Annotated in this window: 12 protein-coding genes; 8 read left to right on the forward strand and 4 right to left on the reverse strand. The window is 62.1% G+C overall.

The genetic code is table 11. The annotated features are described in order from the left end of the window. Nucleotides 1–217 precede the first annotated feature (217 nt). From clpS to ACOZK4_RS14240, 5 genes are all read left to right on the forward strand, one after another. Nucleotides 218–568 (forward strand): ATP-dependent Clp protease adapter ClpS, encoded by a 351-nt coding sequence (clpS, locus tag ACOZK4_RS14220; RefSeq protein WP_244759840.1) that lies wholly within the window; start codon nucleotides 218–220, stop codon nucleotides 566–568. 9 nt (nucleotides 569–577) lie between these two features. Beyond that, complete coding sequence (gene clpA, locus ACOZK4_RS14225) at nucleotides 578–3091, forward strand: ATP-dependent Clp protease ATP-binding subunit ClpA (RefSeq protein ID WP_421592446.1); 2514 nt, start codon at nucleotides 578–580, stop codon at nucleotides 3089–3091. Nucleotides 3092–3162: 71 nt separating this feature from the next. After that, the gene (locus ACOZK4_RS14230) at nucleotides 3163–3903 is read left to right on the forward strand and encodes an AzlC family ABC transporter permease (RefSeq protein ID WP_421592447.1); all 741 of its coding nucleotides are present in this window, start codon (nucleotides 3163–3165) and stop codon (nucleotides 3901–3903) included. Next, nucleotides 3900–4241 carry an AzlD domain-containing protein gene (locus tag ACOZK4_RS14235; protein ID WP_421592448.1) on the forward strand — a complete coding sequence of 114 codons (342 nt, stop codon included), beginning with the start codon at nucleotides 3900–3902 and terminating at the stop codon, nucleotides 4239–4241. The genes ACOZK4_RS14230 and ACOZK4_RS14235 overlap by 4 nt, the downstream gene beginning before the upstream one ends. A gap of 52 nt (nucleotides 4242–4293) precedes the next feature. Then, complete coding sequence (locus ACOZK4_RS14240) at nucleotides 4294–5238, forward strand: phosphatase PAP2 family protein (RefSeq protein WP_421592449.1); 945 nt, start codon at nucleotides 4294–4296, stop codon at nucleotides 5236–5238. Nucleotides 5239–5249: 11 nt separating this feature from the next. On the opposite strand, the gene ACOZK4_RS14245 is transcribed toward ACOZK4_RS14240, so the two are convergent. Genes ACOZK4_RS14245 through ACOZK4_RS14260 form a run of 4 tightly spaced genes read right to left on the reverse strand, consistent with a single transcriptional unit; the run spans nucleotide 5250 to nucleotide 8060 of the window. Continuing rightward, nucleotides 5250–5666: an HIT family protein gene (locus ACOZK4_RS14245; RefSeq protein ID WP_421592450.1), complete on the reverse strand. Its 417-nt coding sequence runs from the start codon at nucleotides 5664–5666 to the stop codon at nucleotides 5250–5252. A gap of 15 nt (nucleotides 5667–5681) precedes the next feature. After that, nucleotides 5682–6863: a GNAT family N-acetyltransferase gene (locus ACOZK4_RS14250; RefSeq protein ID WP_421592451.1), complete on the reverse strand. Its 1182-nt coding sequence runs from the start codon at nucleotides 6861–6863 to the stop codon at nucleotides 5682–5684. A gap of 7 nt (nucleotides 6864–6870) precedes the next feature. Continuing rightward, entirely contained in the window at nucleotides 6871–7596 is a 726-nt protein-coding gene (locus tag ACOZK4_RS14255; protein WP_421592452.1) for a glycerophosphodiester phosphodiesterase, read from the reverse strand. Next, a complete protein-coding gene (locus ACOZK4_RS14260) occupies nucleotides 7596–8060 on the reverse strand; it encodes a RidA family protein (protein ID WP_160859452.1) in 465 nt (154 codons plus the stop codon). The genes ACOZK4_RS14255 and ACOZK4_RS14260 overlap by 1 nt, the downstream gene beginning before the upstream one ends. Nucleotides 8061–8206: 146 nt before the next feature. Here ACOZK4_RS14260 and ACOZK4_RS14265 point away from each other — a divergent pair, with 146 nt between their 5' ends. The 3 genes from ACOZK4_RS14265 to tsf form a co-directional block, all read left to right on the forward strand. Next, on the forward strand, nucleotides 8207–9034 hold the full coding sequence (locus tag ACOZK4_RS14265) for a cell envelope integrity EipB family protein (RefSeq protein WP_421592453.1): 828 nt from the start codon (nucleotides 8207–8209) through the stop codon (nucleotides 9032–9034). 190 nt (nucleotides 9035–9224) lie between these two features. Further along, nucleotides 9225–9986, forward strand: a complete 762-nt coding sequence (gene rpsB / locus ACOZK4_RS14270; protein ID WP_117371155.1) for a 30S ribosomal protein S2 — start codon at nucleotides 9225–9227, stop codon at nucleotides 9984–9986. Between the two features lie 239 nt (nucleotides 9987–10225). Beyond that, nucleotides 10226–11038 (forward strand): translation elongation factor Ts (gene tsf / locus ACOZK4_RS14275; protein WP_421592454.1); only part of this gene is annotated, 813 nt, incomplete at its 3' end.

Consider the following 11038-nt stretch of genomic DNA (forward strand, 5'->3'; position numbering starts at 1 on the left):
CTTTTCGCGTTTCGGGGGTTGCGCGGGGCTGACGCGCTGGTCGCAAATTTCGCTATTTCCTTCGGACAGCCGGCGATTATGATTGCAGTGCGAAGCAGGGGTCTTACAATCGTGTGACGAAACATTAGATAACAGGTCCAAAGGCTACCTCAGCCGAACGACGCGCCATAAAGGAAGCGGCCGGAATAGGACTCGTAATCAGGGAATGACCACGAAAATGACTGTGAGACGGGTCACAATGCAGGACGGTGACGAGAGCGGCGGCACTCCCGGTCGCAGCACCTCCGTCATTACCCGCACGAAGCCGAAGACGAAGAAGCCGAGCCTGTACCGCGTGCTGCTTCTCAACGACGATTATACGCCCATGGAATTCGTGATCCACATTCTGGAGCGTTTCTTCCAGAAGGACCGTGAAGCGGCCACGCGGGTCATGCTGCATGTGCACAATCATGGCGTAGGCGAGTGTGGCGTGTTTACCTACGAGGTTGCCGAAACCAAAGTGACACAGGTGATGGATTTCTCCCGCCAGCACCAGCATCCGCTGCAATGTGTCATGGAAAAGAAATGAGGAACGACCGTGCCGACATTTTCTGCAAGCCTTGAAAAGGCGCTCCACCAGGCACTGACCTATGCGAACGAGCGCCACCACGAATATGCAACGCTGGAACACCTGCTTCTCGCGCTGATCGACGACGGGGATGCCGCCGCCGTGATGGGTGCCTGCAACGTCAATCTCGATGTGCTGCGCAAGACCGTCACCGACTATGTCGATCATGACCTCGCCAATCTGGTGACGGGCTATGAAGAGGATTCCAAGCCGACCTCCGGCTTCCAGCGCGTCATCCAGCGCGCGGTGATCCATGTCCAGTCCTCCGGCCGCGAGGAAGTGACCGGCGCCAACGTGCTCGTCGCGATCTTCGCCGAGCGCGAAAGCCATGCTGCCTATTTCCTGCAGGAGCAGGAGATGACGCGCTACGACGCCGTCAACTTCATCTCGCATGGCATCGGCAAGCGGCCGGGCGCCTCCGAGGAGCGCAAGGTGCGCGGCTCCGACGAAACCGAAAACGAGCAGAAGCAGACGCGAGGCAGCGGCAGCGAGCAGGAAGAGCCCGCCAAGAAACAGGACGCGCTGACCGCCTATTGCGTCAACCTCAACGAGAAGGCCCGCAACGGCAAGATCGACCCGCTGATCGGCCGTCATGCCGAAGTGAACCGCACGATCCAGGTTCTCTGCCGCCGCTCCAAGAACAATCCGCTTTACGTGGGTGATCCTGGCGTGGGCAAGACGGCGATTGCCGAGGGCCTCGCCAAGCGCATCATCGAAGGCAAGGTGCCGGAAGCGCTGGCGGACGCCACGATCTTCTCGCTCGACATGGGCACGCTGCTTGCCGGCACGCGCTATCGCGGTGACTTCGAGGAGCGCCTGAAGCAGGTCGTCAAGGAGCTGGAAGACTATCCGGGTGCGGTGCTGTTCATCGACGAGATCCACACGGTCATCGGCGCGGGCGCCACGTCGGGCGGGGCGATGGATGCCTCCAACCTGCTGAAGCCGGCGCTGTCTTCCGGCGCGATCCGCTGCATCGGCTCGACGACCTACAAGGAATACCGCCAGTTCTTCGAGAAGGACCGGGCGCTCGTCCGCCGTTTCCAGAAAATCGACGTCAACGAGCCGACCATCGACGACACGATCGAGATCATGAAGGGCCTGAAGCCCTATTTCGAGGAGTACCACAAGCTCCGTTACTCGAACGAGGCGATCAAGTCGGCTGTCGAGCTTTCGGCGCGCTACATCAACGACCGCAAGCTGCCGGACAAGGCGATCGACGTGATCGACGAGACCGGTGCGGCCCAGATGTTGCTGCCTGCCGGCAAGCGTCGCAAGCTGATCACCGAAAAGGAGATCGAGGCGACGATCGCCACCATGGCCCGCATTCCGGCCAAGACCGTGTCCAAGGACGACGAACAGGTGCTCTCCAACCTGGAGAAGGAACTGCGCTCGGTGGTCTACGGCCAGGATCTGGCGATCGAGGCTCTGGCATCGGCGATCAAGCTTGCCCGTGCGGGCCTGCGCGAACCGAACAAGCCGATCGGCAGCTACCTGTTCTCCGGCCCCACGGGTGTCGGCAAGACGGAAGTGGCCAAGCAGCTTGCCGCCTCGCTCGGCGTGGAACTGCTGCGCTTCGACATGTCGGAATACATGGAGCGGCACACGGTCTCGCGCCTGCTCGGTGCACCTCCCGGCTATGTCGGCTTCGACCAGGGCGGCCTGCTGACCGACGGCGTCGACCAGCATCCGCATTGCGTGCTGCTGCTCGACGAAATCGAGAAGGCGCATCCGGACCTCTACAACATCCTGTTGCAGGTCATGGATCACGGCTCGCTGACCGACCATAACGGCAAGAAGATCGACTTCCGCAACGTCATCCTGATCATGACGACCAATGCGGGTGCATCCGACATGGCCAAGGCCGCCATCGGCTTCGGCTCGTCCAAGCGCGAAGGCGAGGACATGGAGGCGATCAACCGCCTGTTCACGCCGGAATTCCGCAACCGTCTGGATGCGATCATCCCGTTCGGCTCGCTGCCGACGCCGGTCATCCATCAGGTCGTGCAGAAGTTCGTCATGCAGCTGGAAACGCAGCTGGCCGAACGCAACGTCACCTTCGATCTTCAGCAGGAAGCAATCGCCTGGCTGGCCGAGAAGGGCTACGACGAGAAGATGGGTGCCCGCCCGCTGGCGCGCGTCATCCAGGAAAACATCAAGAAGAAGCTTGCCGACGAAATCCTCTTCGGCAAGCTCAAGAAGGGCGGCGTGGTGCGCGTCTCCGTCGGTCCGAAGGAAGACGGCTCGAAGGGCCTGATTCTCGACGCCGTGCCGGAAACCGCGCCGATCAAGCCGAAGGCCGAAGTGGAAGAGGCTGCCGCCAAGACGGCCAAGCCCCGCAAGGCCAAGGAAACCGTTGCCGCCGAGGCGGCACCCGCCAAGGCCAAGTCGTCCAAGAAGGCGGCGGAAGCCAAGGCTCAGGAACCGAAGGACGAGCCGCCGCGCAAATCGTCAAGCGCGGTTCCGAAGGTCCCACGCAAGAAATAACGGCTTTACAAATGATACCAGCCGGGCAGGAAACTGCCCGGCTTTCTTTTTGCCGATGACCCGAGATACCGATGACTGCCGAGACCGTGCCGGACCACCACTCCCAAACACACTGGTTCCTTGTCGGCATGCGCGGGCTTTTCAGCCTGCCGGCGATTATCCTCATGCTGTCCTTCGTCGGTTTTGCCGCCTTCACGGCGGAGGCGAAGATCCCGGTCGGGCAGGTGATGTTCATGACCGGCATGGTCTGGGCGCTTCCCGCGAAGGTTATCCTCGTCGGCTCCATGCTGTCGGGCGCGCATATCGCGACGGCGTTCCTGGCCGTGACGCTGTCTTCCGTGCGCATGATGCCGATGGTGGCCGCACTCATCCCGGAAATCCGTGACCGCCGCACGCCGACCTGGCTGCTGCTCATCGTCTCGCATTTCGTCGCCATCACCGCCTGGGTGTTTGCCATGGAGCATGTGCGCGACGTGCCGCGCTCCGGCCGCGTCGCGTTCTTCGCCGGCTTCGGCATGACGCTGACCACGGTCAATATCCTTCTGGTCGGCCTCGTTTATGGCGCTGTTTCGGAGTTCCCACCTGTTGTCTCCGGCTGCCTGTTCTTCCTGACACCGGTCTATTTTCTCGCCTCGATCTGGATTTCCGCGCGCCATCGGGTGATTTATTGGGCACTCGGCATCGGCCTTGCGCTCGGCTGGCTCTTCGCGGTGATCGCTCCCGAATATGACATCCTGCTCGCCGGCATCATCGGCGGCACGCTGGCTTGGTGGGGAGAGCGGTTGTTGCGCCAGAAGGAGGCCGCACGATGAGTTTCGACGGTCCCTGGCCCTATATCTATATCGCCATTGCCGGCTGGCTCGCCACCGATTTCTGGCGCTGGTCCGGGGTTATCGCGGGCAACCGCATCGATGAAAAATCCGAGGTGCTAAACTGGGTGAGGGCGGTTGCCACCGCGCTGGTCGCGGCGGTTATAGCCAAGCTGATCGTCTATCCGACCGGTGTTCTCGAAGCCTCCCCGCTCTGGTTGCGGTTAGGCTCGGTGGCTGTCGGAGCTACCGCCTTTTTTACGGTTGGCCGGAAACCCGCCGTCGGTATCGGTGTCTCGATCGCAACACTTGCGGTTGGTCTGTCTATGCTCGGCTTTTGAGCCAATCCGGTCGCATTTATCCAAATTTTAAAGTGCATTCGGTAGAGAAAGGATGATCAAGGAGACCGGCATGCTGTTTCTTCCCGCGGAACGACTGATCCTGTTGCTGACAGTGATCCTGCTGGCGCTATCGGCCGTGCTGATTGTCGTGAAGGGCGTGGCTATCGATGCCGGCGCCTATGCCCTGTTTATTTTGGGTGGCCTTGCCATGATCGGGCTCGGGCAATATTACCGCAGCGTCCGCTCGGATGCGCAGATTGCCGCGACCGTGACGGCAACCGGGGTGTTCATCCTGTTCACGCTGGCTGGGTCTGTCTTCAACTATATGCTGCTGCCCGTCTTCTTCACGCCGATCGATCCGTTGCTGTTGCGGCTCGATGCGGCCGTGGGCTTCGACTGGCCGGTTTTTGTCACGTGGGTTTCGGGTTTTCCGTTTTTCGGCTCGGTTCTCCGGGTCGTCTATTTCAGTTCGCTGCCGCAGATGGCGGTCATCATTCTGGCGCTTGGCTTCTTTGCCGACGGCGTACAATTGCAGCGTTTCATGCTGACAGGCGTTTTCGGCGCGCTGCTGGCGATCCTCTTCTGGTCTTTTTTCCCGTCCTTCGGCACGTCGGCCGTATACGACCTGCCGGCCGAAGTCCTTGCGCGTATGCCGATGGCAGCCGATCCCGCCTATGGACGCGAGCTGGTGCGCTTGAGCCGCGAGGGTGTGACTGTACTGTCGCCGCACAATGTTCTGGGCCTGATCGCTTTTCCGTCGTTTCACACCATTATGGCCTGCATGTCGGTGGTCTTTCTGGCGCGGGTGCGGTTTCTGGCGATCCCGGCCGTGATCATCAACCTGCTGATGGTGCCCGCCATTCTGGTTCAAGGCGGACACCATCTGATGGATGTGTTCGGCGGGATAACAGTCTTCTACCTGTCCTATGTCCTGTCGGGGCAGATCCTGCGCCGCTATGCGGCGCCGGTTTTCGAGCGTAGCACTGCCGCTGCATAGAGCGGCAAGGCTCAAAGCGCGTCGCGCAGTTTCTGTGCGTTTGCGGCAAGCACGCCCTGATCTTCTATCGTGCCGGAATGCGGCTTGAGCGGCAGGCCCTCGACGCGCGGGATAACGTGGAAATGCAGGTGATAGACGGTCTGGCCGGCGGCGGGCTCGTTGAACTGGATGACCGTTACGCCATCCGCCTCGAAGGCCTCCTTGGCCGCGACGGCGATCTTCTGCACGACGGCTATCAGCCGCGCCAGCGTTTCGGGATCCGCATCGAGGATGTTGCGCGAGGGCGCCTTGGGAATGACGAGCGTATGTCCGTCGGCCTGCGGCATCACATCCATGAAGGCGATCGTGTGCTCGTCTTCATAGACACGGTGCGAGGGGATCTCGCCGCGCAGGATCTTTGCGAAGATGTTGTTGCTGTCGTAGCTCATGCTCGTCTCCCGGTCTTACTCTGTCTCGTCGTGGTCTCCGCCGCGGCGGAAGGGGCCGTGTCCGGCCAGATAGTCGCCCATCATCTCCACGTCCCGGCGCTCGCGCTCGAGATAATCGGCCACGGCGCGGCGGAGGCCCGCATGGGTGATGTAGTGGGCGGAATGGGTAATAGTCGGCAGGTAGCCGCGCGCCAGCTTGTGCTCGCCCTGCGCGCCGGCTTCGACGCGCTTCAGGCCCTTGGCGATCGCGAAGTCGATGGCCTGGTGGTAGCAGACCTCGAAATGCAGGAAGGGATGATCCTCGATGCAGCCCCAGTGGCGGCCGTAAAGCGTATCGCCGCCGATGAAATTGATCGCGCCGGCGATATAGCGGCCGTCGCGTTTGGCCATGACGAGCAGAATGTCGTCGGCCATGCGCTCGCCGATCAGGCTGTAGAATTTTCGGTTGAGGTAGGGGCGGCCCCATTTGCGGCTGCCGGTATCCATATAGAAGGTGAAGAACTGGTCCCAGATCGCCTCGGTCAGATCGCTGCTGGTCAGCCAGTCGATTTCGATGCCGTGTTCCAACGCCGCCCGGCGCTCCTTCCTCAACGCCTTGCGCTTGCGCGACGCCAGCGTTTCGAGAAAGGCATCGTATGAGCCGTAGCCGTCATTGACGAAATGGAACTGCTGGTCGGTGCGGTGCAGATAGCCCGCAGCCTCGAAGATCGGCATTTCCGCGTCCGGCACGAAGGTGACATGCGCCGATGAGACGCCATGGCGCTTGGCAAGCTCCTTCAGGCCGCCGGCAAGGGCTGCCTGCGTCTCGATGACTGGCTGATCGGCCCGGTGCAGCAGGCGCGGGCCGGTGGCGGGCGTGAAGGGGATGGAGGCCTGCAGCTTCGGATAATAGCTGCCGCCGGCACGCTCGAAGGCATCGGCCCAGCCGTGGTCGAAGACATATTCGCCCTGGCTGTGGTTCTTCAGATAGACGGGCAGGGCACCGATAAGGGCGCCCTCGTCGTTCTCCAGGAGAAGATGCTGGCCGAGCCAGCCGGTCTCGGCCGTGGCGCAGCCCGAGTCTTCCAAAGAAGACAGGAAAGCGTGGCTGACGAACGGATTGTAGGGCATTTGCGCATCGACCCTGGAGGCGCCGGCGAGGCGCCCCCAGTCTTCAGCCGAAATATCGGCAAAGCTCGTTTCGACGCGGATGCGCACCGTCACCTCAGGCCGTCAGGGCTTCGCGCGGATCGAAACCTTCGAAGGTCATCTGGTCCGCGTTGAGCGCCGTGATCGTGCGCGCCTCGTCGTCGCGCACCGTCCAGGTGATGATCTGTCTGCCGAGGTCGCGCTGCCGGCTGATGAAGGCATTCGGCAGATGGCCGTAATAGTAAGAGATGAAGTCGAGGCCGAGCTGCATGCCTTCCTCATGTACGGCGAACTCTTCCGGACGCGCTCCGTCCGCCGTCAGGCCGACGGGCCTGTCGGTGCCGAGCCCCTTCAGGTCCTTCAGCAGCCACTGGTCGAAGCTCATCAGGGCGATCGGTCCTTCATAGTTCTCGATGGTATCGAGTACCGCCATGGCGAAGCCCTCGTCGTCGCCCTTGCGGCCCTTCAGTTCCAGGACAAGCGGCACGCGACCCTTCACGAGGTCGAGCAGCTGGCGCAGCGTCGGCACTTTGTCGGCCGTGCCGCCGATCTTCAGCAGGCCGAGTTCGGCGGCGGTGCGCTGGCGAACGTCGCCCTCGATGCCGCAGAGACGCTTCAGGTCGTCGTCATGGAAGACGACGGGAATGGCATCGGCGGCATATTGCAGGTCGCACTCGATGGCGAAACCGGCCTCGACGGCGCGGGCGAAGGCCGAGAGCGTGTTTTCCCAGACCGCCCGGTTGAGATCATGATAGCCGCGATGCGCGATCGGGCGCTCGGTCAGCCAGTGGAATTTATGCATCAGGCGATTTCCATGATGGCGTCGATCTCGACGGCCGCATTCAGGGGCAGGGCGGCCATGCCGACGGCGGCGCGGGCGTGCTTGCCGGCTTCACCGAGCGCGCCGACCAGGAAGTTCGAGGCGCCGTTCAGCACGAGATGCTGTTCGACGAAATCGGGCGTGGAGGCGACGAAGCCGTTGATCTTGATGATGCGCTTGATGCGCGAGAGGTCGCCGAGCGCCGCCTTCGCCTGGGCGAGCAGGCCGAGCGCGCAGAGTTCGGCCGCCTTCTGGGCGCCAGCGACATCGACATCCTTGCCGACATGGCCGGTTACCGCGAGCTTGCCGTCGAGCATGGGGAGCTGGCCGGAAATGTGGAGCACGTTGCCGCTGATGACGAAGGGCACGTAGTTGGCCGCCGGTGCCGCCGCCACGGGAATGTCGTAGCCCAGTTCCTTGACGCGTTTTTCGATTTCAGCGGACATTGCGGTCTCCGTTCTCGGCTTCAGGGGGCATTGCGTCGCGGGACCGCGGCAATGTTGGAAATGAATATGGCATCGCGCGGATATTGCCTCGCTTTTGCCGAAAGAGTTCATATAACATCGCGCTCGACTTCAACAGGAGGAAACGGATGTTTCGTTCAGCCTTTGTCGCGGCCGCCATGGCCGGGGCATGCCTCGCCGGCAGCGGCGTGACCAGCGCCTTTGCCACACCGGCGAGCGGGCTTGCGCCGCACCGCGCCGTCTATGACCTCCAGCTCAAGGACGCCACCGAGCGCTCCGGCATCGCCGGCATGTATGGCCGCATGGTCTATGAGTTCAACGGCAGTCCCTGCGACGGCTACACGGTAAGCTTCCGCTTCGTCACGCAGGTGAATACCGGCGAGGAGACGCGCCTTACCGACCAGCAGACGACCACCTATGAGGACCTGAAGAGCGGCAGCTTCCGCTTCCTCACCCGCTCCTTCACCGACGAGAAGCTGGACAAGGAAGTGCGCGGCACGGCGCGTGAGGACAAGACGGGCGTCTCCGTCGACCTGACATCGCCCGACGCGCGCAAGCTGGAACTGGCGGAGAGCCGCTTTCCGACCGAACATATGCTCGAGGTCATCGAGCACGCCAAGAAGGGCGACCGCTTCTTCGAATCGCGCCTCTACGATGGCTCAGATGCGGGCGACAAGACACTGATGACGACCTCCGTCGTCGGCAAGAAGGAAATGCCGAAGGCTGGCGATCCCGATGCCGACAAGGCCGGCAATTTCGCAAAGCGGGCCTTCTGGCCGGTGTCCATCGCTTACTATAACGACACCAATGATGGCGATGCGCTGCCGGTCTATCGCATGGCGTTCAAGCTCTACGAGAACGGCGTGACGCGGGACCTCACCATGGACTACGGCGAGTTCGTGCTGACCGGCAAGCTCGCCAAGCTTGAGATGTTCAAGCCGCAGGAATGCAAGTAGGCGCGGCTCTCTCAGCATTTTTTAACCCGTGGCCCTTGATTTTCCGGGAAACTGGGCGTAAAGGGCCGCTCATTCCACACGTGAGGCTTGGGATTGTCCGGGAGAAATCCGGATCGTTCCGCCCGGTGGCATTTCTCTTGGGAAGTGCTGTTCGCCTTGCGGAGGTTCAACCGGAAAAGGATAACTAGGCATGGCATTGCCCGATTTCTCTATGCGCCAGCTTCTCGAAGCCGGCATCCACTTCGGCCACCAGACGCACCGCTGGAACCCGAAGATGAAGCCGTACATCTTCGGCGATCGCAACAACGTTCACATCATCGACCTGGCCCAGACCGTTCCGATGCTGTCGCGCGCCCTTCAGGTCGTGTCCGACACCGTTGCCGGTGGTGGCCGCGTTCTGTTCGTCGGCACGAAGCGTCAGGCTTCCGACATCATCGCTGACGCTGCCAAGCGTTCGGCCCAGTACTACGTCAACGCCCGCTGGCTCGGCGGCATGCTGACGAACTGGAAGACCATCTCCAACTCGATCCAGCGCCTGCGCAAGCTCGACGAGATCCTCGCTTCGGAAGGCTCCGGCTACTCGAAGAAGGAGCGCCTGAACCTCGAGCGCGAACGCGAAAAGCTTGAAAAGGCTCTCGGCGGTATCCGCGACATGGGCGGCACGCCGGACCTGATGTTCATCATCGACACCAACAAGGAATCGATCGCGATCGAAGAAGCCAAGCGTCTTGGCATTCCGGTCGTCGCCGTTATCGACTCCAACTGCGATCCGGACCCGATCGACTTCCCGATCCCCGGCAACGACGACGCCTCGCGCGCCATCGCCCTCTACTGCGACCTGATCGCCCGCGCTGCCATCGACGGCATCGCGCGTCAGCAGGGCGCTTCGGGCCGTGACCTCGGCGCCTCGGCTGAGGTTCCGGTCGAGCCGGCTCTCGAAGCCGAAGCGTAAGGCCAAGGTCGGAGCGACACTTTCGCTCCCTCTTTCCTGTTAAACCGAGGCCAGAGAGACAATCCCTGGCCTCGGCTTGTTTAAAGGTCCTGCCAGCCCGTGTTCCCACAGGGCGCGTTTACGGCGGCAGGCCAGCGGTGATCTTCATCACCCTGTCATATTTCCGGGTACATTCGTTCCCAAAACCTTGAGTTCGCCGCGGTTTTCGGCGGCACGCAACAACCGACAAGAGGCTCACAATGGCTGAAATCACCGCTGCACTGGTGAAGGAACTGCGCGAAAAGTCCGGCGCAGGCATGATGGACTGCAAGAAGGCGCTGGCTGAAAACAACGGCGACATCGAAGCGGCAATCGACTGGCTGCGCGCCAAGGGCATCGCCAAGGCCGACAAGAAGTCAGGCCGCACGGCTGCCGAAGGCCTCATCGGCATCGCCAGCGCCGGCACCAAGGCCGTCGTCGTCGAAGTCAACTCGGAAACCGACTTCGTTGCCCGTAACGACGCCTTCCAGTCGATGGTTCGTGGCGTTGCCGACGTAGCACTCACCACCGACGGCACCGTTGACGCCGTAGGTGCTGCCATCTACCCGGCGACCGGCAAGACCGTTACCGACACGATCAAGGACGCCGTCGCCACCATCGGCGAAAACATGAACCTGCGCCGCTCGGTTGCCCTGTCGGTCGAAGACGGCGTCGTCGCGACCTACATCCACAACGCTGCCGCTGACCGTCTCGGCAAGCTCGGCGTTCTCGTCGCGCTGAAGTCGACCGGCGACAAGGAAGCTCTGAACGCCATTGGCCGCCAGGTTGCCATGCACGTCGCCGCAACGGCGCCGCTCGCCATCCGTGCCGAAGAAGTCGACGCTGCTGTCGCCGAACGCGAACGCAACGTCTTCATCGAGCAGTCGCGCGCCTCCGGCAAGCCGGACGCGATCATCGAAAAGATGGTCGAAGGCCGCATGCGCAAGTTCTTCGAAGAAGTCGCGCTGCTGTCGCAGGCCTTCGTCATGAACCCCGACCTCACGGTTGGCGCTGCCGTCAAGGAAGCTGAAAAG

The sequence above is a fragment of the Shinella sp. M27 genome (assembly GCF_049199905.1).
Classification (GTDB): Bacteria; Pseudomonadota; Alphaproteobacteria; order Rhizobiales; family Rhizobiaceae; genus Shinella.

Bases quoted from the DNA above. Each gene is read 5' to 3' on its own strand.
- clpS (WP_244759840.1), top strand. From the start codon at position 218: ATGACTGTGAGACGGGTCACAATGCAGGACGGTGACGAGAGCGGCGGC.
- ACOZK4_RS14230 (WP_421592447.1), top strand. From the start codon at position 3,163: ATGACTGCCGAGACCGTGCCGGACCACCACTCCCAAACACACTGGTTC.
- ACOZK4_RS14235 (WP_421592448.1), top strand. From the start codon at position 3,900: ATGAGTTTCGACGGTCCCTGGCCCTATATCTATATCGCCATTGCCGGC.
- ACOZK4_RS14240 (WP_421592449.1), top strand. From the start codon at position 4,294: ATGATCAAGGAGACCGGCATGCTGTTTCTTCCCGCGGAACGACTGATC.
- ACOZK4_RS14245 (WP_421592450.1), bottom strand. From the start codon at position 5,666: ATGAGCTACGACAGCAACAACATCTTCGCAAAGATCCTGCGCGGCGAG.
- ACOZK4_RS14255 (WP_421592452.1), bottom strand. From the start codon at position 7,596: ATGCATAAATTCCACTGGCTGACCGAGCGCCCGATCGCGCATCGCGGC.
- ACOZK4_RS14260 (WP_160859452.1), bottom strand. From the start codon at position 8,060: ATGTCCGCTGAAATCGAAAAACGCGTCAAGGAACTGGGCTACGACATT.
- ACOZK4_RS14265 (WP_421592453.1), top strand. From the start codon at position 8,207: ATGTTTCGTTCAGCCTTTGTCGCGGCCGCCATGGCCGGGGCATGCCTC.
- rpsB (WP_117371155.1), top strand. From the start codon at position 9,225: ATGGCATTGCCCGATTTCTCTATGCGCCAGCTTCTCGAAGCCGGCATC.